The following is a 26138-nucleotide window of genomic DNA, read 5'->3' on the forward strand; positions in this document are numbered from 1 at the left end:
GCCCGGCCGCCGGGCAAGCGAATATCGGCGTTGTCAGTGGCGGGCGTTAGTGTGCGGGGCATGGGGAGGTTCGAGCCGGTTCCGGCCTGTCACGAGTGGACGCCGCCACTGCCCGCCGCGCGGGGGGCACGGCCGCTCGCGGCCATGCGCTCCTGGCAGGACGGGCGCTGCGCCGTCTGCGGACTGTGGGAGGCGCTGGTCGTCGACCACCATCACGCCTCCGGGCTGATCCGGGGCCTGCTGTGCGGCGCGTGCAACACGGCGGAGGGGAGACGCACCAGCCTGTACGACCAGCCCTACGGCGCCTACCGGGAGCGCCCGCCCGCGCTGATCCTCGGCCTCACCGAGGCGTACCCGCAGCGGGCGCGCGACGCCTACTACTACGAGCTGGGGGAGCCCCCGGAGGATCCGGCGCTCGCGGCCCGCGTGCTCGCCCATCTGATCCGCCACCCCCCGCGCCGCCCCGGCCGGCCGGTGGAGATACCCGGGCTGCCCGGGCAGTACGTCGTGGGTGACGGGATGCGGCGGATAGCCTCCCGCCTGGCCGCGGACGGCTGAGAGCGGTCGGGTACGATCCCGCACAATGCCCGGGTGTAGCGCAGTGGAAGACGCGCCCCTGAGCTCCGGGGGAGGACGTCGGTTCGAGTCCGGCCTCCCGGGCAGGCCGCACGGACCGCGCCAGCGGGCCGCGCCGCACGGTCCCGTAGCGCAGAGGCAGACGCTCCGCCTTGCCAAGGCGGCCACGCCGGTTCGAATCCGGTCGGGACCTCGTGGACGCGATGACGGACGACGAGCTCGCCGCCTTCGACCGGACGGTCGCGAGGCTCCGAGCGCTGCCCGTCGACGACCCCGTCCGGCTGCGAGCCGAGCAGGTCGCCTCGTCCTTCGCCCGCGACGGGCGGCTGCGGCGGCGCAAGGGGCGCAAGGAGGAACGCCTCGCGGCAGACGCCGCCGCGCTCGCCGCCACCGCCACCGGCGCTGTGGACCGGCGTGAGGACGCGCCGCTGGGGGCCGCGGGCACGGGCGGGGAGCTGCGCCGGGCGCAGCGCTGCTATGTGTGCAAGCGCTTCTACCAGCGGCTCGACGGTTTCTACCATCTGCTGTGCCCGGACTGCGCCGCCGACAACTCCGCCCGGCGCGCGCTGCGCGCCGATCTGCGGGGGCGGCGGGCGCTGATCACCGGTGGCCGGGTGAAGATCGGTTTCCAGCTGGCGCTGATGATGCTCCGCGACGGCGCCGAGGTCCTCGTCACCACCCGCTTCCCGCACGACACCCTGCGCCGCTTCCAGGCCGCCGAGGGCGCCGACGGCTGGCTCGACCGGCTCGGCGTCATCGCCGTCGACCTGCGCGATCCGCGGCAGGTGCTGGGCGTGTGCGAGCAGCTGCGGACCTCGGGCGAACCGCTCGACATCCTGGTCAACAACGCCGCGCAGACCGTGCGCCGGTCGCCCGGGTCGTACGCCGCGCTGGCCGCGGGGGAGGGGGAGGGGCTGCCGCGCGAGGTGCTCGCCGCGCCCGGCTTCCGGCCGATGACCGCGCTCCCCGGCGGGCCGGGTGCGGCCGGGGCGCTGGCCCTGGTACTGGACACGACGGACGAAGCCGGGCTGCTGCCCCACACGGACGTGGGCGGGTTGCTGCCTGGCACGGATGAGGCCGGGTTGCTGCCCGACACGGCGCCCGTCAACTCCTGGTCCGCGCGCCTCGGCGAACTCGACCCGGCCGAGGTACTGGAGACCCAGCTGGTCAACTCGCTGGCCCCGGCGCTGCTGTGCGACCGGCTGCTGCCGCTGCTGCTCGCCGCGCCCCGCGAACGCCGCTACATCGTCAACGTCACCGCCGTCGAGGGCCGCTTCACCGTCCGGAACAAGACGGACGGCCACCCGCACACCAACATGGCCAAGGCCGCCCTCAACATGCTCACCCGCACCTCCGGCCCCGCCCTCGCCGAGCACGGCGTGTACATGTGCGCCGTCGACACCGGCTGGATCACCGACGAGAACCCGCTGCCGAAGAAGGACCGGATCGCCGCGAACGGCTTCCGCACCCCGCTGGACGTCGTGGACGGCGCGGCCCGCGTGTACGACCCGATCGTGCGCGGCGAGGCGGGCGATCCGGTGGCCGGAGTGTTCCTCAAGGACTACCAGGAGGCGGCGTGGTGACCGGACCCGACGACGCGACGGACGACGGGCAGCAGACGCCGGGGATTGGGGACACCCCGTACTTCGCCGGCATCGGACCCGTCTCGCCCCGTTCCCCCGCCGACCTCGACCCGCTGCTGCACTGGCTGCGCTCGGGCCGGGAGGCCGTGGAACGCACCGACTTCCCGGCCGGCACCGCCCTGCCCGACGGCCGTCTCGACCTGTGCAAGCAGCAACTCGGCCCGGACGGCGCCGCGCTCGTCGCCGACGCGCTGCGCCCGGGGCCCGTACGCCATCTGCTCCTCGGCACGGACGGCCTCGGGGACGACGGCGCCGACGCGGTCGCCGGGAAGGCCGCCGAGGCGGAGGTGGAGACCCTCTACCTGGGCTGCAACGGCATCTCCGCCGAGGGCGCCTGCCGCATCGCCGACCAGCTGCGCGGCTCCCCGCAGGCGGTCAGCGGCGTCTGGCTGAAGCGCAACCCCCTCGGCCCCGCCGCCGGTGAGGCGGCGGCCGAACTCCTCCAGGCGGCCCGGTCGCTGCGCACCCTCGACCTGGTGCAGACCGGCCTGACGCCCGCCGGACTGCGGGTGCTGGCCGACGCCCTGATCGCCGCGTCCGGCGCGGGCCGCCGTATCGAGCGGCTCTACGCCGGGGGCAACGCCCTGGGTCCGGCAGGCGCGTCGGCGATCGCGCCGGCCGTCGAGGCGGGCGCCGTGGGCGAGTTGTACCTGTCGGCGGCGCGACTCGGCGACGAGGGCGCCGAGGTGCTGGCCGACGCGCTGACCCGTTCACCGCACGGCCGTCTCCGGCGGCTGTCGCTGGCAAGCAACGGCATCGGTCCGCGGGCCGCCGCCCGGCTGGTGGCAGCCGCCGTGGGCGCCGGCGTCGAGGTCTGCGACCTGGGCAGGGTGCGTGCCGCGGGCGCGCTGGGCGCGGCCGACAACGCGCTCGACGAGGCCGCCACCACCGCCATCGCGGCGGCGCTCGCCGAGGGGCGGCACCGGCTGACCCACCTCGTGCTGTCGAACACCGGCATGCGCAGCCGCCAGGCGCTGCCCCTGCTGGCCGGCGCGGGTCGGGCGGTCAGCCCCACGCGCTACCTCCTCGGCAAGGGCATCGCCAGCAGCGTCCGCCGCCGCCTCGACGCCCTCAGCGGCTCCCTGCCGCAGCTGCCGCCCGTCCCCGCCGACGTGGCGGCCATCCGCAGCGTGCACCGCACCCCGCCACCGGAGCCGGCCTGAGCACCCGCCACCGGAGCCGGCCTAGCACCCCGCCACCGGAGCGCCCGGCCCGAGCGGGCAGAGCACCCCGCCGGCCCGAGTCCGACGCCCGAGCTGCCGTCAGCCCGCCCCGCCCGCCGGGGGCAGCTGCGCGAACACCTCGATCCAGAACCGCTGCGCCTTCTCCGGCGCTCCCACCAGATACGTCGACCGCAGCTTCGGCGGCAGCAGCGCCACGAGCCGCACGACCACCTTGCGGTACCGCTTGAGCTGCGACAGCTCGGCGTTCGACAGCACCTGGTGCACCACATCGCTGTCGTTGCCGCCCTCGGTGGACGCCGCGGCGGCCCGGCGCAGCCGCGCCTCCCACGCGCCCACGTTCTCCGCCAGCTCCCGCAGCCCCGTCACCGGCCGGTCGTTGAGGCGGTCGATCAGCGATGTCAGCGGCACAGGCGCGTACTCGCCCTCGCCGAGGTAGATCGTGCCCAGCTCCAGCGGCAGCCCCCGCCGGTGCAGCTTGATCAGCCGCTCCAGCGTCCGCTTGGTGATCCAGGCCCGGCCGTCCTCGTCGATGTCGTGCTTCCACCACTCCAGCACCGTCTCGGCGACCGGCCCGTACTGCTCGATCAGCCACTCGTTCGCCGGGATGTCCTCGGGCTCCACCGTCAGCGAGACGGTGAACCGGGTCGCCTGGGCGATGTTGTTGCGGGACACCAGCAGCTTGCGGCCCAGATGGTACGGCGGGTTCTGGATGGCTATCTGGGCGCGCAGGTTCTCGATGGGTCGGCCCGCCAGCGACCACTCCTGGGTGATCTCCATGAGCTTGGCGAACGCCGCCTTGTCCTTGGGACGGTTGTACTCGTCCCAGACGATCGCCTTCGGCTCAGGGCCGGTGAACGGCAGCGCGAGCAGGTTCTCCAGCGAACCGTCCGTCGCCGGGATCGGCGCGCACAGGTCCTCGACGTTGGTCACCGGCAGCGAGAAGTACAGCGGATCGCGGCCCAGGCCCTCGCGCACCTCCTGGCGCACCAGCTCCGTCTTGCCGCAGCCGGGCGGCCCCTGGAGCAGCACCGACCAGCGGTTGCGCAGCGCCGCGCGCACCACCCGGCGTACCGGGTCCGGAACGGTGGCGGGGTTCGGCACGTCGAGGGCCTTGGCGATCCGGTCGAGGATCTCCGCCGTGCGGTCGGGCGTGCCGCGCCCCTGGTCCTCGGCCAGGCGCAGCCGCTCGCCGTTGATCAGCGGCAGGCCCCAGCGCAGGGGGAAGCCCTCGCGGGCGCACGCCAGGAGGTGGTCCAGGGTGCGCGGCGCGAGCAGTTCGCGCAGTCCGGGCGTCAGCGAGGCCCACACCGCGAACACGCCGTCCAGGTTCCACGGGCGGTACTTGGCGCGCAGCTTGCCCCGCCACGCGGTGTCGTTGGCGGTGATCTTGAGCGTCACCATCCGGTCGAGGATGGCCAGATCGCTGCGCCGCGCGGAGGTCTCCGCCAGCGACTCGTTGTCCGTGAGGAACACGCCGATGCACCCCAGCGCGCGCAGATCGTGCTCGCCCAGCGTCCAGTTGCAGGCGATCTGCATCAGCTGCGACTGGATGGTCTCCCCGGCCTGCAGCGAGTCGTCGATGAGCAGCACGAACGGCCGGCCCGGCTTCAGCTGCGCCATCACCAGCTGCCGCAGCACCAGCGCGCCCGTCTGCGCGTCCCGGACCGGGGCGTTGACCAGCAGGTCGTCCGGCGTCAGATTCGCCGCCGGTACGAAGGCCAGCTCCGCGTCCGGGTACGCGCGCGGGATGTGCGAGAAGAACGTCGACGTCTTGCCGATGCCGTGCTCGCCGAAGATCTGCCCCGTCTGCCCCATCTCGATCATCGCGTCGATGAACTGCTCCAGCTTGGACAGGGTGCGCTGGGGGCGGGTGGTGGTCGTCATCGGTCTCCTGTCGTCACACGGTGGCAGGCCATGGGCGGGGTGTGCGCGTCCGGCCAGTCGTCGCCGCCCTCGGTGATCAGCCAGATCCACTTGTCGGGCTCGGCGGGGGTGATGTGCGGGGCGTAGCCGTCGGTGAGGACGACCACGGCGTCCGGCTTCTCGTCGAAGAACTCGCCGTCCACGGCCGTGCGCCCCTCCACGTAGTCGGCGACCGCCTGGAAGCTGGTGCCCCCGCCGCCGTACACGCGCTCACCCGCCTTGAAGGGCATCACGACGCCGTCGAACGACAGCCAGTGCGCCTCCACCCCGTCGATCCGGCCGACCAGTTCGGTCAGCCACCGCACCACGCCGTGCGGCATCGAGCCGGAGGTGTCGTACGCGACGACGAGCACCTTCGTGCGTATCGGACCCCGGCGCGAGAGCATCGGGTCCTGGCCGAGCGCCGCCAGCAGGGCGCCGCGCTTCTTCGGGTAGACGAGCCGCTCGCCCTCCTGGAGCTTCGAGGCGAGGACGTCGACCAGCCACCGCTGCCACCAGTCGACCTGCCGGGTGGCGGAGGTCCGGCCGCGGAGAGCGCCCGCTCCCAGGCGGCCCCAGATGCGGCTGGCGCGGTCCGAGGCGCCGTCGGTCCGGTTCATCAGGTCGACCAGCTCACCCTCGGCCGCCGGGTGGCCGCGGCGGGCGGCGAGCAGGGAGTTGAGCAGTACGGAAGACGCCGTGGCGTCCACGGTCTCCTGGTCGGCGGGGACACCCCCGGCCATGAGATGGATGCACCGATCGTCGGGCACCGGAGGGTTCAGCATGCGCTTCAGCTCGCCGTAGATCGTCATGTCGGTCTCGGTGAACCGGTCGTAGGACAGCGGCTGCAGGCCCTGGCCCGTCAGATCCGCCTCGTACGCCGCGTGGACCTCCTTCGGGTCCACGCCGGTGGGGCGGCCGTCCAGCAGCGGGAGTCCGGTGCGGGCCAGCCGCAGCAGGGCCACGTGGTTGATCGACACCTCGCAGGCGACCGTGAACACCGGGTCCTCGCGCAGCTCCTCCTCGGCGAAGAGATGGCGCTGGACCAGATGCCGGGCCTCGTGGAAGAGGACGAACTTCACGCCGTCCAGGCCGAGTCCGACGAAGAAGGCCGGGTTGTAGAGCAGCAGGCAGCTGCCGTCCCCCGAGGCCACCACGGCGGCCGTGGCGATCGCCGTGGTGGGGACCTGGTGGCGGCACTTGGAGTACAGCCACGACGTGACCGCGGACTCGCTCATGCCGAAGTCCAGCAGCGCGGCCTCCTTGAGCCGCGTGGCCTCCGCGACCGTCTCCGCGTCCGCCGGCCGCCAGCGCTCCAGAGCGCGCCGGTCGGCCAGATCCACGACATGGCGGTGTACGGTCCGCTCCTCGCCGTAAGCCATGGTCAGCACCCCCGTGGTCAAGCTTGACCCATTGGTATCAGGGGGTGCTGACAATTTCCGCGCGGGCGGCGGGTGGGGCCGAGGCGGGCGGGCCGCCGCCCGGGCCGGGTTACCGGGCGACGACGGTGAACTCCGCCGTGCGGACGGTGTCCTCGTGCTTGAAGTCGAGGAAGAGCCGGTACGTCCCCGGCCCGGGCACCTGGGTGTGGAAGGCGATCGACGGCCCCGGCTCGGTCACGCCGTCGCCGGGCTCGCCCTCGGGGTGCACGTGGACGTAGGCCAGGTCGCCGGCGCGCAGCACCACGAGGTGGCCGTACGCGGCGAGATAGGGCTGGAGGTCCGTGACGGGCTCGCCGCCCCTGCTGACGGTCAGCCGCAGCTGCCGGCCTTCGCCGGCGGCCGGTTCGCCGTCGAGGGTGACCTCGTAGCCGTCCACGGCGAACACGGCGGCGGGCGGCGGCGTGGGGCGCGGCGTGTAGTGGCCGGCGACCGCGAGGTCGGCGCCCAGGGTGAGGGTGCGGCCGAGGGCGGCCGGGGCGAAGTCGGTGAACACCCGGTAGGCGCCCGCCTCCGGCAGGTCGACCTTCGCCGACCAGGTGCCCTCGGCGTCCTCGGCCGGGTGCAGGTGCCAGAAGCCGGTGAGTTCGCGGTTGGCGATGATGAGGTGGATCTTCTTGTCGTGGACCGGGGTCAGATCGCGGACCGGCCGGCCCTCCGGACCGAGGATCCGGAAGCGGAGCTCCTGCCGGCCGGCGGGGAGGACGGTCGCGGCGAGCGCGAGGGTGTAGCCGTCCTCGGTGATCTGCAGCCCGCCGGGGAAAGCGGGGGCGGCGTGACCGGCGTGCTCTGCGTGACCCTGGTGGCCGGCGTGCTCCCCGTGTCCACTCTGCCCCGTGCCGCCCGCAGCGATGTGACCCTCGTGACCCTCGTGCCCGGCGTGTCCGTGGTGACCGGCGTGTGCTGCGGCGTTCATGATGATCTCCACCGTTCGTTCGGATGTCGTGCGCGTCCTTGTGATCACTCAGAACCATATACCCCCAGGGGGTATTCCGCAGACCGGTCCGACATGACCCGGATCACATCCCCGGCCTGATCCCCAGCCACGTCAGCACCGCCAGCACCCGGCGGTTCTCCTGCGCCGAAGGGTGCAGCCCCAGCTTCGCCATGATGCTCGCGACGTGCGTCTCCACGGTCCGCGCGGTCAGCCACAGCCGCTCGGCGATGCCGGCGTTCGTCCGCCCCTCCGCCATCAGCGCCAGCACGTCGCGCTCCCGGGGGGTGAGCCGCGCCAGCGGGTCCCCGGCGCCCGTGGGGCCGAGCAGCGCCGCGACGACCTCCGGGTCGAGGGCCGTGCCGCCGGCTGCGACGCGGCGCAGCGCGTCGAGGAAGTCGTCCACGTCGAAGACGCGGTCCTTCAGCAGATAACCGAAGCGGCCCCCGGTGACGAGTTCCAGCGAGTGCCGGGTCTCCAGATGCTGCGACAGCAGCACGATGCCGAGGTCCGGCCGGCCCTCCCGCAGCGTGCGCGCGGCGCGGGCGCCGTCATCCGTCCGGTCCGGCGGCATCCGGATGTCGACGACGGCGAGTTCGGGCGACGTCGCCTCCACGGCCGCCAGCAGCGACGGCGCGTCCTGGGCCTTGGCCACGATCGTGTGGCCGGCGTCCGCCAGCAGCCGGGCCAGTCCCTCCCGGAACAGCGCCGAGTCCTCGCCGATCACGATACGCACGGCAGCACCGCCTCCACGACCGTTCCCCGCCCGGCGGGGCTCACCACCCGCAGCGAGCCGCCGATCGCGGCGACCCGGTCGGCCAGTCCCGAGCCGGCGCGCAGTGCCGCGCCGCCCCGTCCGTCGTCGCTGACCCGCACCACCACGTCCTCCTCCGCCCGGGCCACCCGGATCCCGACCCGGTTCGCCTCCGCGTGCTTGACGGCGTTGGCGACCGCCTCGCTCACGACGTAGTACGCGGTCGTGGCGATGTCGTCGGAGAGGACGCCGTCGTGCACGTCCACGTCGACGGGCATCGGCACGCCCCGGATCAGCGCCGCGAGCGCCGCCCGCAGACCGTCGTCGAGGCAGCTCGGGCGCAGCCCGTGGGCGATCTGGCGCAACTCGGCCACGGCCGTGCCCAGTTCGGCGACGCTCTGGTCGAGCAGCGCGTCCACGTCCACCGTCCCGTCGTCCAGATGCCGCTGGGCGAGGCGGATCGCCATGCCGAGCGAGACCAGCCGCTGCTGCGCGCCGTCGTGCAGGTCCCGTTCCAGCCGCCGCCGTTCCTCGTAGCCGATGCGCAGCAGCCGGGCCCGGCTGGACTCCGCCTCGTGCAGGGCGCCCGCGAGCTCCAGCCGCAGGCGTACGACCTCCACCAGCGTCGCCGACCAGTCCGCGACCCGGCGCAGCAGGTCCGGGGAGACGTATCCGCCGCCGGGGACGAGCAGGCCGATCACCGCGCCGTTCAGCTCGACCGGCACACCGGCCGCCGAGGCGACGGGAGCGCCGTCGCCGTCCACGAACCCCTCGGTGCCCGGCACCGAGTAGCCCACCCGCAGCGCCGGATCGCGCAGCGCCGTCCGCAGGGTCCGCTGCAACTCCTCCGGCCGCGCCCGCCCGCCGCCCAGATCGCGGTGCAGCGCGTCGATCGCCGTCCGTGCGGCGCGGCGCAGCGGATACAGGCGCCGGTCCACGCCGCGCTGCACCCGCCGTCGCAGCGGGTTCAGGACGACCGCGCACATCGCGGTGCCGACGGCTGCCGCCGCGGCGGAACCGCGCCCGAGCACCAGCCCGGCGGACAGCGCGCTCACGGCGTACACCCCGAGCAGCGCCACGCTGAGCAGCCCCCAGCCGACGGCGCCGGCCAGCGCCTTGTCCACGTCGTACAGATCGTGCCGCAGCACCGCCACGCCCGTCGCGAGCGGGATGCCGACGAGGGAGACGATGCCCGTCGCCACGCTGAACCACTGCGGGCTTCCCCACAGCAGGATCTCGGCCCCGCACACCAGCGGGTACGCCGCCACGCCCAGACCGGCCAGCGCCAGCCACTTGATCCGTGCCCGCAGCAGCCGGTCACCGCGCCGGTAGCGGACGACGAGGGAGAACGCGCAGGCGAGCACGAGCCCCAGGGTCAGGAAGAACAGCACGTCCGCCGGTACGTCCGTCCACGCGGGCGGCGCGGGGAAGGGGCGCTCGACTCCCTCGAGCGGCGGCTGGAAGGGCTCGTCGCTGAACGCGCCGCCGACGTGCGCGAACGCGACGCCCGCGACGAGCGCCGGGGCCACCCACCGCCAACGCGGGCCCGGCACCCGGCCGTCGGGGAAGTACAACAGCAGCAGCGCCACCGCCGCCAGCACCCACAGTGCGCTCTCCGCCAGCACCGCCGCCGGCCGGCCGAGGGACTCCAGGGTGTCCGGCCGGTCAGCCAGCACCTGCCAGCCGATCTCCTTCGTCACGGTGAACGCCCCGGCCAGCCCCAGCAGGGCCAGCAGCAGCCCCACCCTGTTCTCCGGGCGCCGCCGGCTGATCAGCACGCCCAGCACCGAGGCGGCGGGCGCCACGGCGAGCCCCACGGCGAGATTGACCAGTGAGGTCTTCGTCGGTGCCAGCGCCGCCCCCGCGATGGCGGCGAGCAGGAAACCTCCGGTCAGCAGTGACACGGAGAACGTGAGCCGTCGCGCCCGGTCCATGGCGGCAATGTACGGCAGCGGACGGTCCGTCACCTCCGTGCCGGTACGGAGGAATTGATCCGCGCCCGCACCGAAGACCCGCCGCGCGCCGGTCCGTAGCGTCGCTGCCGTCGGACTGAAGGGCTCTCGGAACCGAGGAGTCACCATGCAAACGCAACCTGCCGGCACGGCCGCCGCCGTCGAACCCCTGCGATCCGCGGGCCCCACCGTGCGACCCGCACTCGTCACCACGGTCGCGACCGCGCTCGCGCTCGGCGCCGCCACGGTGGCCGGCGTGCTGCTGTGGCAGCCGTGGACGGAGCGCGACGATTTCGCCTACGACGCCGTGGAGCCCGTCCGCGACGCCGCGTGGGCCGGCTCCGCCCTCGACGGCTTCGGCTTCGCCGTCGCGTGCGGCGCGCTGTCGGTGCTCGTCTGTCTCGTCGCCGCCGCGCGGGGCGCCCGCTGGGCGCATGCGGGTGCCGTCCTGACGACGCTGGGCGGGATGTTCTTCGCCGCGGGCATCTTCGCCTTCGGGGCGCTGGGCTGGTACGCCACCAGCACCGACGCCCTCTCCGCCGGTGCGGGCGCGGGGCTGCTGACGTACGTCGAGGACCATCCGGAGCGGGTGGCCGCGCCGCAGCTCGCCGGGTTCCTGCTGACCACCGTCGGCCTGCTGCTCCTGGCGACCGCGCTGGGGCGGGCGCGGGCCGTCCCGCGGTGGCTGCCGGTGGCCCTCGCGGTGCTGACGGTGGGGCAGTTCGCGCCGGTGCCGTCGCGCGGGCTCGATCTGATCCAGGTCGTCCTGATGGCGGTCCTCGTCGCATCCGCCTGGTACCTGCGGCGGGCCGCGCTCAGGCCCTAGGATCACGGGCAAGGCGGGACGTAGCGCAGAGGCAGGCGCATGGGACTCCAGATCCCAAATTCACGCTGGTTCGAATCCAGCCGTCCCGCCCCTCAACTCCCTTCGCGGATCAGCGGACAGTGGGTCTGCGGATCCGTGGGCCAGGGGATCAGCGGGCTCAGACCCCGCTGATCGCGCGCGTCGTCACCAGAAGCTCCGGCACCGTCCCCGAGAACGTCGGCAGCAACTGCGCCAGCACCGCCCACGCCTCGGGGCTCGGGCCCAGCGCGTCGATGAGCGGGCGCAGCGGCTCCAGCGCCTCCTCCAGGCGGTGCGGGAACGCCCAGGCGCCCAGCGCCAGGACCTGCAGGACCTGGTGGGCCGGGCGCCAGGACTCGACGTACTCCCGGGGCCCGGCGACGACGCCCGCCTGGCGCAGGCGGTGGCGGAACTTGGGATGGTCGCCGAACTGCTCGCGCAGCGCGGGCGGGCAGTCGATCCGGATCGACAGGTTCCAGCGGGCGTAGCCGGGCAGCGGCCGGTCCCGGTCGGCGGAGGCGATCCGCGGCCAGTCCCGGCGGGTGACCGCGTTGGCGGTGTGCCGGCCGTGCGTCATGGTGCGGACGGCGTACAGCTCCGCGATCAGGTCGAAGTCCTCGCCGTCCAGCGGGAACTCCGGCATCGCATACCACTGCCGCAGCTCCTGCCGTACCGGCACCCGCTCGGTCGCGCCCGGCGCGTAGGGGAGGCCGAGCAGGATGTCGCGGCGGACGGCGAGGGACGTCCGGGCGGCCTGGAAGACGACGGTCCGAAGTTCCGGCAGATCGCTCTCCAGCATCCACAGCAGCGCCGAGGCCGGCGCGCCCGGACGGTCGAGGATCCGGCCGATGCGCCACGGATCGCGCTGCCGGGGCGCGATCGGCCCCTCGGTGAGGCCGAGCCGGTCGAAGACCGGCGCGGCCCCGTCGCCCACCTGCTCCAGCAGCAGCCGGAGGCTGCCGGCGTCCCCCTCCGCTATCAACTCAGCGCCGGCCCTTCCCCTGGCCGTTGCCGCCGCCCAGCAGGCCGGCGCGGCGCAGTGCGTCGGCCATCGCGCTGTTCTCCGGCGCCGCCTCACGCCGGCCGCCGCCCTGCCGCTGCTGCTGACCGCCCCGGCCGCCGCCCTGGCCTCCCTGACCGCCACGGCCGCCGCCGCCCTGGCCACCCTGACCGCCCTGGCGCTGACGCGGGGCGCCACCGCCTCCGGCACCGCGGCGGGCACCGCCGCCGCCCGACTGGCCCGCGGGCTTGCCCGGCTCGTCGTCCAGGCGCAGCGTCAGCGAGATCCGCTTGCGGGGGACGTCCACCTCCAGGACCTTCACCTTCACGATGTCACCCGGCTTGGCGACCTCGCGCGGGTCCTTGACGAAGGTGCGGGACATCGCCGAGACGTGGACCAGGCCGTCCTGGTGCACACCGATGTCGACGAAGGCGCCGAACGCGGCCACGTTGGTCACCACGCCCTCGAGGATCATGCCGGGCGCGAGGTCGGAGATCTTCTCGACGCCGTCCTTGAAGGTGGCCGTCTTGAACGCCGGACGCGGGTCGCGCCCGGGCTTCTCCAGCTCCTTCAGGATGTCCGCCACCGTGAGCGCACCGGCTGCCTCACCCACGAAGCTCTCCGGCCTGAGGGAGCGGAGCATCTGGGAGTTGCCGATGAGGGCCGCGACCTCCGTGCCGCTGGTCTTCGCCATCTGCCGCACCACCGGGTACGACTCGGGGTGCACGGACGAGGCGTCCAGCGGGTCGTCGCCGCCGCGGATGCGCAGGAAGCCCGCGCACTGCTCGAACGCCTTCGGGCCGAGCCGCGGCACATCCTTCAGCGCGGAGCGGCTGCGGAACGGGCCGTTGGCGTCCCGGTGCGAGACGATGTTGTCGGCCAGGCCCGAGCCGATGCCGGAGACCCGGGCGAGCAGCGGGGCGGAGGCGGTGTTGAGGTCGACGCCCACGCCGTTCACACAGTCCTCCACGACCGCGTCGAGGGAGCGGGAGAGCTTCACCTCGGACAGGTCGTGCTGGTACTGCCCGACACCGATCGACTTCGGGTCGATCTTCACCAGTTCGGCCAGCGGGTCCTGCAGCCGGCGGGCGATGGACACCGCGCCGCGCAGCGACACGTCCATGCCCGGCAGCTCCTGCGAGGCGAACGCGGAGGCCGAGTAGACCGAGGCGCCGGCCTCCGACACCATCACCTTGGTCAGCTTCAGCTCCGGCTGGGCGGCGATCAGGTCGGCCGCCAGCTTGTCGGTCTCCCGGGAGGCCGTGCCGTTGCCGACGGCGATCAGCTCGACCTGGTGCTCGCGGGCCAGCTTGGCGAGGACGACGAGCGACTCGTCCCACTTCTGCTGCGGGACGTGCGGGAAGATCGCCGTGGTGGCGGCGACCTTCCCCGTGGCGTCCACGACGGCGACCTTCACGCCCGTACGGAAGCCAGGGTCCAGGCCCATCGTGGCGCGGGTGCCGGCGGGGGCGGCCAGCAGCAGGTCGCGCAGGTTCGCGGCGAAGACGTCCACCGCCTCGTCCTCGGCGGCCGTACGCAGCCGGGTGCGCAGGTCGATGCCCAGATGGACCAGGACCCGGGTGCGCCAGGTCCAGCGGACGGTGTCCGCCAGCCACTTGTCGGCGGGGCGGCCGCGGTCCTGCACGCCGAAGCGGGCGGCGATGGCCCGCTCGTACGCCGTGGGGCCCTCGGCCTGCTCCTCCGTGTCCGGCTCCAGGTCCAGGTCCAGGACCTCCTCCTTCTCGCCCCGGAACATCGCCAGGATGCGGTGCGAGGGAAGGTCCGTGAACGGCTCCGCGAAGTCGAAGTAGTCGGCGAACTTGGCGCCGGACTCCTCCTTGCCCTCGCGGACCTTCGCGGCGAGGCGGCCCTTGGTCCACATCCGCTCGCGCAGCTCGCCGATCAGGTCGGCGTCCTCGCTGAAGCGCTCGGTGAGGATCGCGCGGGCGCCCTCCAGCACCGCGGCCGCGTCGGCGTAGCCCTTGTCGGCGTCGACGAACGCCGCCGCGGCGGCGAGCGGTTCGACCGACGGGTCGGTCAGCAGGCCGTCGGCGAGGGGCTCCAGGCCCGCCTCGCGGGCGATCTGCGCCTTGGTGCGGCGCTTGGGCTTGAAGGGGAGGTAGATGTCCTCCAGCCGGGCCTTGGTCTCGGCGGCGAGGATCTGGGCGCGCAACTCGTCCGTCAGCTTGCCCTGGCTGTCGACGGACTCCAGGATCGCGGCGCGCCGCTCCTCCATCTCGCGCAGATAGCGCAGCCGCTCCTCCAGCGTGCGCAGCTGCGCGTCGTCCAGGGCGCCCGTCGCCTCCTTGCGGTAGCGCGCGACGAACGGGACCGTCGACCCGCCGTCCAGCAGCTCGACGGCCGCCTTGACCTGGCCCTCCCGTACGCCGAGTTCCCCGGCGATCCTGCCTTCGATGGACACACTCACGTGCCTGCCCCGCTTTCTACTCTTCCGTGCGCAAGGCATTGTGGCAGGTACCGCCGACAACCGTGGCTCAGACCCGGCCGGAAACGGTGCGTCAGCCCTTGCCGAAGAGGCCGTCGGGGAACGCGCCGGTCGTCAGCGCGCTCATCGCGAAGGCTCCCGCCAGCTCCGTCAGCCGCTCGGTCGCCGCCGCGCCCAGTGCCGCGTACGGCGCAGAGCCGAGGCGGTCCGTCTCGTACTCCAGCTCCTTGCGCAGCACGTCGCCCGCGTCCGTCAGCTCGCCGGCGGCGTCCATCAGACCGCGCTCGCGCAGCCGGTCCTCGGCGGCGGACCACTCCGCCCGGCTCCATCCCCGGATGCTGCGGGCCGCCCGGGGCGTGAAACCGCGCCCCGACGCCGTGTGCGAGACCAGGGCCTCCAGCCCGTCGAGGCCGGCGTGGGTGAGCAGGGCGATGTGTCCGTCGCCGCGGTGCTCCCGGAGCATCGTCGCGGCCTGCCAGAAGGCCAGGTGCGGCTCCTCGGCGATCGGCTGGTCGGCCTCGGCCGCGTACAGCGGACGTCCGGGACGGCCGGCGGCGCGCGCGGCGGTCACGGCGAGCTCGGCGGCCTCCGCCATGTCCTTGGAGGCCACCGCCTCCTCGCCCAGCATCCGCCGCAGCATGCCGTCGGCGGCACGCAGCCGGGCGGCGAGCACGCGCTCCGGGGAGGCGACGGTCCAGGCGACGGGGATGTGCCGGGCGATCAGCTCGTGGTTGAAGTTGTAGAACGTGGCGGTGACCGTCCCCGGCCCGACCGGCCCCATGGCCGCGGACCGGGCGGCGAAGTAGCCGCCGGCGGTGAAGACGGACCCGGGCTCCTTCTCCAGGCCGACGGCCTTCATCTCGCCGGTGAACTCCGGTGAGAAGTACACCGCGGAGTGCAGCGGGTTGAGCACGTTGTTGCAGCGCCGTCCGGCGCGGTCGTCGGTCATGTCCGGCAGGTTACTGAGCGGACGCTTAGGAGGGAACCCCGGCAGTCGCGAATGACCGCCGTGTCCCGCCGACCGATGGCAGGAAAGGTGGGTTGCACGTCATTGCGGACGCGGGCGGCGGCGGCCCACGATGGGACGCATGCAGAAGCCGCACACCGTGCTGTTCGTCCTCTACGACGGCGTCCAGAGCCTCGATGTGAGCGGCCCCCTGGAGGTCTTCGCGGGCGCCGCCCGCCACCCCCGGGCCACGTACGACATCCGCACGGCGAGCCCCGGCGGCGGGACGGTGCGGACGTACAGCGGACTCGGGCTGGCCCCGGACCAGGACCTCGCGGACACCCCCGCGCCGGACACGCTGGTCGTCCCCGGCGGCGAGGGGGCCTTCGCGCCGGATCCGCGGATCGTCGGCTGGCTGCGCGAGCACGCCCCGTACGCCCGTCGTGTGGTCTCCGTCTGCACCGGCTCCCTGCTGCTGGCGGAGGCCGGTCTGCTCGACGGCCGCCGGGCCACCACCCACTGGGCGCACGCCGACAAGCTCCGCCGGCATCCCGGGGTGACGGTGGACCCGGACCCGATCTACATCAGGGACGGCGACGTCTACACCTCCGCCGGCGTCACCAGCGGCATCGACCTCGCGCTCGCCCTGGTCGAGGAGGACCTCGGCCGCGAGACGGCGCTGACCGTCGCCCGGCATCTGGTGGTCTACCTGCGCCGCCCCGGCAACCAGGCGCAGTTCAGCGTCCAGCTCGCCGCCCAGACCGCCCGGCGCGAACCGCTGCGCGACGTCCAGCAGTGGATCACGGAGCACCCCGCGGCCGACCTCGGCGTGGAGGCCCTGGCGGCCCGCGCGAGCCTCTCGCCGCGCCAGTTCGCCCGTGCCTTCCGCGACGAGACGGGCACCACGCCCGGCCGGTACGTCGACCGGGTGCGGGTCGAGGCCGCGCGCAGGCTGCTGGAGGACACCGGCGACGGCGTCGAGGAGGTCTCCCGCGCCTGCGGCTACGGGACACCGGAGGCCATGCGCCGGGCCTTCCTGCGCACCCTGGGCACCTCGCCCGCCGAGTACCGCAGACGCTTCCGGCCGTCCACCGCGCCCTGACCCCGTACCGCAGACCTGCCACCGACCTGCCACCGAATCGAGGCCCTCATGCAGATCGCCATCGTGCTCTACCCCCGCTTCACCGCCCTCGACGCCGTAGGCCCGTACGAGGTGCTCAGCCGGATCCCCGGTGCCGAGACCGTCTTCGTCGCCGCGGAGCGCGGCCCCGTGGCCAACGAGAACGGCGAGCTGTCGCTCACCGCCACGGCCTCCTTCGGCGAGGTGCCGCGACCCGACGTCGTGGTCGTCGCCGGCGGCGCCGGCACCCAGGACCAACTGGCCGAGGACGGGCCGCTGGTGACCTGGCTGCGGGCCGTGGACGCGCACACCACCTGGACCACGTCGGTCTGCTCCGGCTCGCTCATCCTGGCCGCCGCCGGGCTGCTGAAGGGACGTAAGGCCACCTCCCACTGGAAGGTGACGGAGTTCCTCCCGATGTTCGGCGCGGAGCCCACCTCGCAGCGGGTCGTCCAGGAGGGCAAGTACGTCACCGCCGCCGGCGTCTCCTCGGGTGTGGACATGGCGCTCGCCCTCGCCGGCCGGATCGCCGGCGACACCGACGCCCAGGCCATCCAGCTGGCCGTGGAGTACGACCCGCAGCCCCCGTACGACGCCGGCTCCCCGGCGAAGGCCGCCCCGGAGGTGCACGCCGCGTTCGCCGCCCGCGAGCGTGCGCTGATCTGGGGCGAGCCGGACTGATCCGGCCGCCGGGGCGCCTCAGGGCGACCGGGAAGGCCGCGCGTCACACCGACCAGGTGAAGCGCGGCTCCCTGCGCTCCAGGAACGCGGCGACTCCCTCCGCGGTATCGCCGCTGGTGCGCATCTGCTCCTCCCACTGCGCGATCCGGTCGCCGTCCGCGACCCCGTCCGCGAACTCCTTGGCCGCCGCCTGCGTCAGCTGCGAGCGGCGCGAGAGGACGGCCGTGAACTCCGCCACCCGTTTGCCCAGGGCCTCCGCCGGCAGCACCTCGTCCACCAGCCCGGTGCGCAGCGCCCGCTCCGCGCCGATCAGCTCACCGGAGAACAGCAGGTACTTCGCGGTCGCCGGTCCCACCAGCCGTACCAGCCGCCGCGTCGAGCTCTCCGCGTACACGATGCCGAGCTTCGCCGGGGTGATCCCGAAGGACGCGTCCTCGGCGGCGAAGCGGAGGTCGCAGGCGGCGGCCAGCTGGCAGCCGCCCCCCACGCAGTAGCCGCGGACCTCCGCCAGCGTCGGCTTGGGGAACGCGGCGAGGGCCTCCTCGGCGGCGACCGCCAAGCCCTTCGAGGCGTCCGCCCCTTCGCGCAGCGAACCGATGTCCGCTCCGGCACAGAACGTGTCGCCCTCACCGGTGAGCACGAGCGCCCGTACCGCCGGATCGGCCGCCAGGCCGTCCAGCAGTACGGGCAGCTCCCGCCACATCTCCGTCGTCATCGCGTTCCGCTTGGCCGGATGGGCGATCACGACGGTGGCGACCCCGTCCGACACGCCCACGCGCAGCTCACCAGTGCTCATGGGCGCATCCTAGGGACCGGGACGCCCCGCCCTCACAGCGGCTCGATCTCCGTCATCGCACCGTCCAGCCGCGCCCACCGGGTGATCCCGATCTCGCGGAGGAACGCCACGTCGTGGCTGACGACCACGAGCGCCCCCTGGTACGACTCCAGCGCCGTCACCAGCTGCTTCACGCTCGCCATGTCGAGGTTGTTCGTCGGCTCGTCCAGCATGAGCAGCTGCGGGGCGGGCTCGGCGAGCATCACCGCGGCCAGGGTGGCGCGGAAGCGCTCCCCGCCCGACAGCGTGCCCACCGGCTGGTCGGCCCGCGCCCCCTTGAACAGGAAGCGGGCCAGCCGGGCCCGGATCTCGTTGTTGGTCCTGGCCGGGGCCAGCTCCGCCACGTTCCGGGCGATGGACAGCCCGTCGTCCAGGACGTCGAGCCGCTGCGGGAGATACCGCATCGGCACGTGCGCCGTCGCCTCGCCCGCCACCGGCTCCAGCCGGCCGGCGACCGTGCGCAGCAGCGTGGACTTCCCCGCGCCGTTGCGCCCGGTCACCGCGAGCCGTTCGGGGCCGCGCAGTTCGAACTCCCTGACGTAGCCGCCGTACCGCAGCTCGAGTCCGCGCAGTGTGAGCACCGTGCGCCCGGCGGGGACGGCGGTGGACGGCAGGTCGACGCGGATCAGGTCGTCGTCCCGGACCAGCGACTCCGCCTCGGTCAGCTTCTCCTTGGCCTCCTTCAGCCGTTCCTCGTGCATGATGCGGTGCTTGCCGGCGGACTCCTGGGCGGCCCGTTTGCGGGCGCCCGCGACGATCTTCGGCAGACCGCGGGTCTCGGCCGCCTTCTTGCCCATCCGGGCCCGGCCGGCGAGCTTGACGTGGGCGTCGGTCAGATCCCGCTTCTGCCGCTTGACGTCGGCCTGCGCGGCGCGGACCGTGCGCTGCGCCGCCTCCTGCTCGATGGCGAGTGCCTCCTCGTACGCGCTGAAGTTGCCGCCGAACCAGTGCACTTCGCCGTCGCGCAGATCGGCGATCTGGTCGACCAGGTCGAGCAGTTCGCGGTCGTGGCTGACGATCACCATCACGCCGGGCCACGACTCGACCGCCGCGTACAGGTGTTTGCGCGCCTCGATGTCGAGGTTGTTCGTCGGCTCGTCCAGCAGCAGCACGTCGGGACGGCGCAGCAGCAGCGCCGCCAGGTGCAGCAGGATGGTCTCGCCGCCGGACACCTCGCCCACCGTGCGGTCCAGCCCGATGTGCGCCAGGCCGAGGGAGTCGAGGGTGGCGCGGGCGCGCTCCTCGACGTCCCAGTCGTCGCCGACCGCGGTGAAGTTCTCCGCCGTCGCCTCGCCGGACTCGATGGCGTGCAGGGCACGCCGGGCGGCGGCGATACCCAGCGCCTCCTCGACGCGGACAGCGGTGTCCAGCACGACGGTCTGCGGCAGATAGCCGACGTCGGTCGCGCCGCGCACCGAGCCCTCGGAGGGGGTGAGTTCACCGGCGATCAGCCGGAGCAGCGTGGACTTGCCGGAGCCGTTGATCCCGACCAGTCCGGTGCGCCCGGCGCCCAGGGAGAGGTCGAAGTCCTCGAACACCGGTGTGCCGTCGGGCCACTGGAATCCGAGCTGTGAGCAGGTGAGGAACACGGGGGTAGACATGAGCGCGGGTCTCCCTGATGGTCGTAGGGCTGGGGAAGGGCGACCAGCCGGGGCAAGGGGGACCACATGGGGGAGTCACTCAGGGATTCGCGCACGGATTCGATCGTGGACGAGGTGCCCTGCAGGGACAGGAGTGGCGACTCGAGCCGGAGGTCGCACGTGCCGGCACACGGCTGATGAGCCGAGGGGCAACGATGCGGAATGACCTCAGGCGAGCAACTGCCTTCTCCTATCGACGACTGCAGGGCACTGTGAAGATACGACACCCGGAACGACCTCGGCAACGCATTTATTTCGATCTCAACGCTGGCTGGCATATGCGCACCCGATCGGAAGGCGTCCAAAGATGGTCAACTTCTGCTCGAGACAGGGTTCAGCTCCGGTGATTCCCAACACTCGAAGGGTGACTGGAGGCGAAGGCAGGTGCCGTCGATGAGCGAGCTCGGGAGTGTTCCCGCCGGGCCCGGCTCGGTGGCGCCGGCGCCGTACGAGGGCGTGTGGAGGTTCACCGCGCCCGCCCTGGATTCATCCGTCCCGCAGTCCCGGCACGCCGTGCGGGATCTGCTCAACCGGCAGCGGGTGCCCGCACCCGACGCTCTCGTCCACGGGCTGCTGCTGATCGTCTCCGAACTCGTGACCAACGCCGTACGGCATGCCGCGCTGCTCTCCCCGGAGATCGGCGTGGAGGTGGCCATCAGCGCGGACTGGGTGCGGGTGTCGGTCGAGGACCAGCACCCCTACCGGCCCAAGGCCCTGGAGGCGGAGGACGACGAGACGGGCGGCAGAGGACTGCTGCTGGTGAAGTCGATCACGGTGGAGGCCGGCGGGGTGTGCGACGTACAGCACACCGCGAGCGGCGGAAAGGTGATCTGGGCCTCGCTCCCGCTGCAGGCGCCGCGGGCCGCCCCGGCGGCGCCTGCGGGGTGAGAGGTGTGATCCGGATCGGTCGAGGGGTGCGCCCTACCAGCCCGCGGCCGGACCCGTCAGCTCGCGGATCGCGGGACGCGCGGCGTCGAGCACGGTCATGAACCATGCGGAGAAGGGCCCCTCGGCGTGCTTCTTCTCCAGCTCCTCCGGCGTGACGAAGAGGATCTGCGCGACCTCCTCGGGATCCGGCTGCGGCAGCCGCGTCACGGTCCCGGCGAAGAGGTGGTTGTACTCCTGCTCGACGAGCCCGGAGGCCGGGTCCGGGTGGTTGTACGTCACGGTGCCCGCCTCGCGCAGCAGGCTCGGCGACACCCCGAGCTCCTCGTACACGCGGCGCGCGGCGGCGGTGAAGGGCGCCTCGCCCGGGTAGGGGTGGCCGCAGCAGGTGTTCGACCAGACGCCGGGGGAGTGGTACTTGCCGAGCGCCCTCTGCTGCAGCAGCAGCCGGCCGTCCGCGTCGAAGAGGAAGACCGAGAAGGCGCGGTGCAGGTGGCCGGGCGGCTGGTGGGCGGAGAGCTTCTCGGCGGTGCCGATGGTCCTGCCGTCCTCGTCGACGAGCTCCAGCATGATTGGTGCACTTTGTGCGGTCGGCATGACCATCCTTCATACGTCCGGGCGCGATCCCCCCAGTCTGCCCCACCGGACCCCGGGGGAGGTGCGGGTTCGGCTGTGTCGCCCTGCCCGTCGCCTACGTCATCAGGGCGAGCCATTGCCGGTACGCGGAGACGAAGGGTTCGATGCCCGCGCCGTCGGGGCGGGCGGCTTCCAGCAGCCATGAGCAGGCGTCCTCGGCCGCGCGCACGACGGCGTCGGGGTAGCCGAAGCGCACGCGGTGCTCGGCGAACTCCTCCACGTCCTTGGCGCGGGCCGGACCGCCCGCCTCCCGTACGACGTCGAGATCGAGGTCCACCATCCGTACCACCGCCCCGTCCGCGCTCCACTGGGGGACGGTGCACACATCGGCGTACAGCTCCGGCCCGGGCGGCGCGCAGAACGTGGCCGTCCACCACTGCGCGCGGGGCACGACCATCACGTACGGGAACCGGCTGGTCCGCCCGCCCGCGTCCGAGGCGACGGCCACGCCGCGTGCGGTCCCGAGCCACACCCCGTACTCGTCCTCGCCGAGCCGGCGCGCGGTCCACCGCGCGCTGAGGGAGCCCCCGTACTTACGGATGTCGACGAGCACGGCGTCCATGGATGTCCATGGTGGTGGCCGTCCGGGGGTGCCGCAAGATCGCCCGCCCCGAGCAAGGCGCGCAGACCTGAGCAAGGCGCGTAAATCTGAGCAGGGCGCGTAAATCTGAGCAGGACGTGCAAAAGGGTCTAACGGTAAAATACGGATATGGGAGAGCGCCAAGCAGCGCCCACCGCGCCCGAGCTCGTCGTCGAGTCCGACGGCCACTCACTCGTGATGCATCCGAGCAGGTCCTACAGCGTTGGGCGCGACCCCGACAGCGACATCGTCCTCGCCGACGCCCGCGTCTCCTGGCACCACGCGGTGCTGCGGCCCGAGGCCGACCGCTGGACGCTGCAGGACGAGGGCAGCACCAACGGCACGTACGCGAACGGCCGGCGGGTGCGCCACTGGGACGTCGGACCGGGCAGCGAGATCCGCTTCGGCAGCCCCGCGGACGGCCCCACCGCCGTGCTCAGCGGGGTGCCGCAGCCGGCCGAGGCCCACCCCTCCGCCGTCTCGATGCCGTCCGCCACCCGCATCTTCGCCCAGCCCACCACCATCCGGCCGCTCCCCGCCCGGACCATCCGGATCGGCCGCATGTCCGACAACGAGGTCGTCATCGACGACCTCGTCGTCTCCCGCGCCCACGCCGAGCTGCGCTCCCGCCCGGACGGCGGCTACGACATCGTGGACCTGGGCAGCCACAACGGCACCTACCTCAACGGCCAGCGGGTCGAGAAGGCGCCGGTGGGCCCCGGCGACGTGATCGGCATCGGCCACTCCGCGTTCGTCCTGGTCGGCGACGAGCTGCAGGAGTACGTGGACACCGGCGAGGTGTCGCTCGACGTGCAGGATCTCTCCGTACGGGTCGACCACGGCCGCAAGACCCTCATCGAGGACGTCACCTTCCCGGTGGGCGAGAAGACCCTGCTCGCCGTCGTGGGCCCGAGCGGCGCGGGCAAGTCCACGCTGCTCGGCGCCCTCACCGGCCAGCGCCCCGCGGACGAGGGCAGGGTGCTGTACGACGGCCGCGATCTGTACCGCGACTACGCGGAGCTGCGCCAGCGCATCGGGCTCGTACCGCAGGACGACATCCTGCACGCGCAGCTCACCGTACGGCGGGCCCTGCAGTACGCCGCCGAGCTGCGCTTCCCCGGCGACACCAGCCGCTCCGAGCGGCAGGAGCGGGTGGACGAGGTGGTGCGGGAGCTGGGCTTGGAGCAGCGGGCCGACCAGCCCATCCACAGCCTGTCCGGCGGCCAGCGCAAGCGCGTGAGCGTGGCCCTGGAGCTGCTCACCAAGCCGTCGCTGCTGTTCCTCGACGAGCCGACCTCCGGACTCGACCCGGGCATGGACCGCTCCGTGATGCACATGCTGCGCGGCCTCGCGGACGACGGCCGCACCGTCATCGTGGTCACGCACAGCGTGCTCAGCCTCGACGTGTGCGACCGCCTGCTGGTGCTGGCGCCGGGCGGCCGGATCGCCTACTTCGGGCCGCCCGGGGAGACCCTGGACTACTTCGGGTACGAGCAGTGGCCGGAGGCCTTCGAGGCGTTCGAGAACGAGGCGTCCCGCGACTGGGCCGGCCAGTACCGCACCTCCCCGCTCCACCAGCGCTACATCGCGTCCGCCAGCGAGCAGCCGCGGCTGGGCGCGGCCCCCGTCCCGGAGGCCGCCGTCGCGCCGCCGCCGAAGGCGCAGAGCTGGGGCTCGCAGCTGCGGACGCTGATCCGGCGGTACGCGGCCGCCCTCTCCGCCGACCGGACGTTCCTGGTCATCATGATCGCGCTGCCGTTCGTCATGGGCGCGATGACGCGTGCCCTCGCGGGCAGCGAGCTGAACCAGGACACGGCGTTGAACGCCCTGCTCATCCTGTGCGTGGGCGCCGTGCTCACCGGGGCGGCGAACGCGGTGCGCGAGCTGGTGAAGGAGCGCGTGATCTACCAGCGGGAGCGCGCCGTCGGGCTGTCCAGATCCGCGTACCTGATGTCCAAGGTGGTCGTCCTCGGGCTGGTGACCGTGGTGCAGGCGGTCGTGCTGACCCTGGTCGGCCTCATCGGGGTCGATCTCAACGCGCCGGGCGGTGAGGGGGTGTTCCTGCCACCGCTGGTCGAGATCACCATGGCCGTGGCGCTGCTGGCGTTCACCGCCATGATGCTGGGCCTGCTCGTCTCCGCGCTGGTGCGCAAGGAGGAGGTCACCATGCCGCTGCTGGTCCTCCTCGCCATCATCCAGGTCGTCTTCTGCGGCGCGCTGCTGCCGCTGGACGGCGTGCCGGTGCTGGAGCAGCTCTCCTGGCTGGTGCCCGCGCGCTGGGCGCTCGGCGCCATGGCCGCGACCGTGGACCTGCACCGGATCGTGCCCACGGACCTCACCGAGGATCCGCTCTTCGAGCACACGGCGAGCGTCTGGCTGACCGACATGGGCGCGCTGCTCGGTCTCGCGGTCCTGTTCGGGCTGGTGGTCGCGCGGCTGCTGCGCAGGCACGAGCCGGTGATCATGCGGAAGTGAGCGGTGGTGGCGGCGCAGGCAGAGGCAGCGGAGTCCGAGCAGGCCAGGCAGAAGCGGCGGAGATGAGCAGCAGCAAGCAGAGGCAACCGAGCGAGCGGAGGCGGGCGACCGGCCATGGGCACACCTGACTTCCGTCCCACGCACATCGCTCCCGGCGGCGGGCTGGCGACCTGGTCCGCGCCGGACGGCTCCCTGCCGTCGGCACCGCTGGACCCGCTGCTCCCGGTCCAGCTCGTCCAGCGCATCGGCGACTGGGGGCGGATCGTCTGCGCCAACGGCTGGTCGGCGTGGGTGGACGGCCGGCTGCTGATCTCCCTGCCGCAGGACCCTCCGGCCGCCGGCCGCCCGCCGGCCGGCGTGGAGGACCCGCAGCCGCTGCTGGCGCGCACCGGGCAGGTGCTCGAGCGGTACCGGCGGATGGTGGAGGAGCTCGCCGCGGGGCGCGTCGAGGGCGAGCGGTTCCGGCAGGGGACGGCGGGCCTGCGGGCCGGCGTGGTCGTCGACGGGGAGGCGGTCTGGGTGTACGACGCGGAACAGGACCGCTGGGCCTACTGCGACGGCACCCGGCTGGTGACCTACGAGGCGCCCGAGGAGCCCTCGCAGGAGCGCACCCCGCCGCCGCCCCCCGCCGCGGACGGCGACCCGCTCACCGCCACCCGTCCGGCCTACCCGCCGACCCGCGGGGGTGACGGGTGATGACCCACGGCGGTGACGGCTGATGACCAGAGGCATGACCGGCCGGCGGATCGCGTCGTACGAGCTGGGGAGCGAGCTCGGGCACGGCGGGATGGCCGTGGTCTACCGCGCCCGGGACCTGCGCCTGGACCGTACCGTCGCGCTGAAGCTGCTGTCCGGCGACCTGGCGGAGAACGAGACCTTCCGCCAGCGGTTCATGCACGAGTCGCGGGTGGCCGCGGCCATCGACCACCCGCACATCGTTCCCGTCTTCGAGGCCGGCGAGGCCGAGGGCGTCCTCTACATCGCCATGAGGTACGTCGCGGGGGAGGACCTGCGCCATCTGCTCAGCCGCGACGGCCGGATGCCCGTCGTCCAGGCGTGCCGGATCGCCGTCCAGGTGGCCTCCGCGCTGGACGCCGCCCACGCCCACGACCTGGTGCACCGCGATGTGAAGCCCGGCAACATCCTGGTCGCGGAGGGCACCGACAGCGACCACCCCGAGCACGTCTACCTCACCGACTTCGGGCTGACGAAGAAGGCGCTCTCGCTGACCGGGTTCACCACCGCCGGGCAGTTCGTCGGAACGCTGGACTACGTCGCGCCGGAGCAGATCGGGGGGCGGCCGGTGGACGGCCGGTGCGACGTCTACAGCCTCGGCTGCGTCGTGTACGAGATGCTGGCGGGCGTGCCGCCGTTCCGCCGCGACGACGACATGGCGCTGCTGTGGGCCCACCAGTACGATCCGCCGCCCGCCCTGACCGAGTCCCGGCCCGATCTGCCGGAGGCCGCGGATGAGGTGATGGCGAAGGCGCTCGCCAAGGCGCCCGACGACCGCTACGAGACGTGCCTGCAGTTCGTCGGCGCGCTGCGGCTGGCGACCCGGCGCGAGGTCCTCAAGGACGCGGCGGACCACGAGCCCACGCAGGTGGTGGGGCTGCCGCCGCCGCCCCGCTGGGCGCGGGCGGCGTTCCGCGGCTCGTAGGCTCCC

22 protein-coding genes and 3 tRNA genes are annotated in these 26138 nt (G+C 73.4%); 13 read left to right on the forward strand and 12 right to left on the reverse strand.

Annotation, left to right across the window (positions count from 1 at the left end):
• Positions 1-60: 60 nt before the first annotated feature.
• From AB0M28_RS08785 to AB0M28_RS08805, 5 genes are all read left to right on the forward strand, one after another.
• On the forward strand, positions 61-558 hold the full coding sequence (locus AB0M28_RS08785) for an endonuclease domain-containing protein (protein ID WP_365399981.1): 498 nt from the start codon (positions 61-63) through the stop codon (positions 556-558).
• A gap of 29 nt (positions 559-587) precedes the next feature.
• Positions 588-660 (forward strand) — tRNA-OTHER (locus tag AB0M28_RS08790).
• A 37-nt stretch (positions 661-697) separates the two neighbouring features.
• Positions 698-769: transfer RNA gene (locus AB0M28_RS08795), tRNA-Gly, on the forward strand.
• A 10-nt stretch (positions 770-779) separates the two neighbouring features.
• Positions 780-2159 (forward strand): SDR family NAD(P)-dependent oxidoreductase, encoded by a 1380-nt coding sequence (locus AB0M28_RS08800; RefSeq protein ID WP_365399984.1) that lies wholly within the window; start codon positions 780-782, stop codon positions 2157-2159.
• Positions 2156-3382 carry a ribonuclease inhibitor gene (locus tag AB0M28_RS08805; protein WP_365399987.1) on the forward strand — a complete coding sequence of 409 codons (1227 nt, stop codon included), beginning with the start codon at positions 2156-2158 and terminating at the stop codon, positions 3380-3382. The genes AB0M28_RS08800 and AB0M28_RS08805 overlap by 4 nt, the downstream gene beginning before the upstream one ends.
• Before the next feature lie 99 nt (positions 3383-3481).
• Here AB0M28_RS08805 and AB0M28_RS08810 read toward each other — a convergent pair whose 3' ends face one another.
• The 5 genes from AB0M28_RS08810 to AB0M28_RS08830 form a co-directional block, all read right to left on the reverse strand.
• On the reverse strand, positions 3482-5287 hold the full coding sequence (locus tag AB0M28_RS08810; RefSeq protein WP_365399990.1) for an AAA family ATPase: 1806 nt from the start codon (positions 5285-5287) through the stop codon (positions 3482-3484).
• Positions 5284-6687: a hypothetical protein gene (locus AB0M28_RS08815; protein WP_365399993.1), complete on the reverse strand. Its 1404-nt coding sequence runs from the start codon at positions 6685-6687 to the stop codon at positions 5284-5286. Before AB0M28_RS08815 ends, AB0M28_RS08810 begins: the two co-directional genes overlap by 4 nt.
• A gap of 109 nt (positions 6688-6796) precedes the next feature.
• Positions 6797-7660, reverse strand: coding sequence for a hypothetical protein (locus AB0M28_RS08820; RefSeq protein ID WP_365399996.1), 864 nt, complete (start codon positions 7658-7660; stop codon positions 6797-6799).
• A 103-nt stretch (positions 7661-7763) separates the two neighbouring features.
• Positions 7764-8414, reverse strand: coding sequence for a response regulator transcription factor (locus tag AB0M28_RS08825; RefSeq protein WP_365399999.1), 651 nt, complete (start codon positions 8412-8414; stop codon positions 7764-7766).
• Positions 8402-10366 (reverse strand): histidine kinase, encoded by a 1965-nt coding sequence (locus tag AB0M28_RS08830; protein ID WP_365400002.1) that lies wholly within the window; start codon positions 10364-10366, stop codon positions 8402-8404. The genes AB0M28_RS08825 and AB0M28_RS08830 overlap by 13 nt, the downstream gene beginning before the upstream one ends.
• A gap of 145 nt (positions 10367-10511) precedes the next feature.
• On the opposite strand from AB0M28_RS08830, the gene AB0M28_RS08835 reads away from it, so the two are divergent.
• Both AB0M28_RS08835 and AB0M28_RS08840 read left to right on the forward strand, forming a co-directional pair.
• Positions 10512-11210: a hypothetical protein gene (locus AB0M28_RS08835; protein WP_365400005.1), complete on the forward strand. Its 699-nt coding sequence runs from the start codon at positions 10512-10514 to the stop codon at positions 11208-11210.
• Between the two features lie 14 nt (positions 11211-11224).
• Positions 11225-11299: transfer RNA gene (locus AB0M28_RS08840), tRNA-Trp, on the forward strand.
• 68 nt (positions 11300-11367) lie between these two features.
• On the opposite strand, the gene AB0M28_RS08845 is transcribed toward AB0M28_RS08840, so the two are convergent.
• The 3 genes from AB0M28_RS08845 to AB0M28_RS08855 all read right to left on the reverse strand — a co-directional run bounded on the left by AB0M28_RS08845 (position 11368) and on the right by AB0M28_RS08855 (position 15623).
• Positions 11368-12210 (reverse strand): hypothetical protein, encoded by an 843-nt coding sequence (locus AB0M28_RS08845; protein ID WP_365400008.1) that lies wholly within the window; start codon positions 12208-12210, stop codon positions 11368-11370.
• Between the two features lies 1 nt (position 12211).
• Positions 12212-14656 carry a Tex family protein gene (locus AB0M28_RS08850; RefSeq protein WP_365400011.1) on the reverse strand — a complete coding sequence of 815 codons (2445 nt, stop codon included), beginning with the start codon at positions 14654-14656 and terminating at the stop codon, positions 12212-12214.
• Between the two features lie 91 nt (positions 14657-14747).
• Positions 14748-15623: a hypothetical protein gene (locus tag AB0M28_RS08855; RefSeq protein WP_365400014.1), complete on the reverse strand. Its 876-nt coding sequence runs from the start codon at positions 15621-15623 to the stop codon at positions 14748-14750.
• Between the two features lie 130 nt (positions 15624-15753).
• Between AB0M28_RS08855 and AB0M28_RS08860 the strand changes: the two genes are divergently transcribed.
• Positions 15754-16722, forward strand: a complete 969-nt coding sequence (locus tag AB0M28_RS08860) for a GlxA family transcriptional regulator (RefSeq protein ID WP_365400017.1) — start codon at positions 15754-15756, stop codon at positions 16720-16722.
• Positions 16723-16770: 48 nt separating this feature from the next.
• The gene (locus AB0M28_RS08865) at positions 16771-17421 is read left to right on the forward strand and encodes a DJ-1/PfpI family protein (protein ID WP_365400020.1); all 651 of its coding nucleotides are present in this window, start codon (positions 16771-16773) and stop codon (positions 17419-17421) included.
• Positions 17422-17464: 43 nt separating this feature from the next.
• Here AB0M28_RS08865 and AB0M28_RS08870 read toward each other — a convergent pair whose 3' ends face one another.
• Together AB0M28_RS08870 and AB0M28_RS08875 are read right to left on the reverse strand one after the other, a co-directional pair.
• Entirely contained in the window at positions 17465-18217 is a 753-nt protein-coding gene (locus AB0M28_RS08870) for an enoyl-CoA hydratase-related protein (RefSeq protein ID WP_365400023.1), read from the reverse strand.
• A gap of 32 nt (positions 18218-18249) precedes the next feature.
• The gene (locus AB0M28_RS08875; RefSeq protein WP_365400026.1) at positions 18250-19857 is read right to left on the reverse strand and encodes an ABC-F family ATP-binding cassette domain-containing protein; all 1608 of its coding nucleotides are present in this window, start codon (positions 19855-19857) and stop codon (positions 18250-18252) included.
• A gap of 432 nt (positions 19858-20289) precedes the next feature.
• Between AB0M28_RS08875 and AB0M28_RS08880 the strand changes: the two genes are divergently transcribed.
• Positions 20290-20784 (forward strand): ATP-binding protein, encoded by a 495-nt coding sequence (locus tag AB0M28_RS08880; RefSeq protein WP_365400029.1) that lies wholly within the window; start codon positions 20290-20292, stop codon positions 20782-20784.
• A 33-nt stretch (positions 20785-20817) separates the two neighbouring features.
• Here AB0M28_RS08880 and idi read toward each other — a convergent pair whose 3' ends face one another.
• Both idi and AB0M28_RS08890 read right to left on the reverse strand, forming a co-directional pair.
• A complete protein-coding gene (gene idi, locus AB0M28_RS08885; protein WP_365400032.1) occupies positions 20818-21384 on the reverse strand; it encodes an isopentenyl-diphosphate Delta-isomerase in 567 nt (188 codons plus the stop codon).
• A gap of 88 nt (positions 21385-21472) precedes the next feature.
• The gene (locus tag AB0M28_RS08890) at positions 21473-21979 is read right to left on the reverse strand and encodes a DUF402 domain-containing protein (RefSeq protein WP_365400035.1); all 507 of its coding nucleotides are present in this window, start codon (positions 21977-21979) and stop codon (positions 21473-21475) included.
• Between the two features lie 147 nt (positions 21980-22126).
• On the opposite strand from AB0M28_RS08890, the gene AB0M28_RS08895 reads away from it, so the two are divergent.
• From AB0M28_RS08895 to AB0M28_RS08905, 3 genes are all read left to right on the forward strand, one after another.
• A complete protein-coding gene (locus tag AB0M28_RS08895) occupies positions 22127-24472 on the forward strand; it encodes an FHA domain-containing protein (protein ID WP_365400038.1) in 2346 nt (781 codons plus the stop codon).
• 114 nt (positions 24473-24586) lie between these two features.
• Positions 24587-25168, forward strand: coding sequence for a hypothetical protein (locus AB0M28_RS08900; RefSeq protein WP_365400041.1), 582 nt, complete (start codon positions 24587-24589; stop codon positions 25166-25168).
• Positions 25169-25190: 22 nt separating this feature from the next.
• Positions 25191-26132: a serine/threonine-protein kinase gene (locus tag AB0M28_RS08905; RefSeq protein WP_365400044.1), complete on the forward strand. Its 942-nt coding sequence runs from the start codon at positions 25191-25193 to the stop codon at positions 26130-26132.
• The last annotated feature ends 6 nt before the right edge of the window (positions 26133-26138 follow it).

The organism is Streptomyces sp. NPDC051940, assembly GCF_040680895.1.
GTDB lineage: Bacteria > Actinomycetota > Actinomycetes > Streptomycetales > Streptomycetaceae > Streptomyces.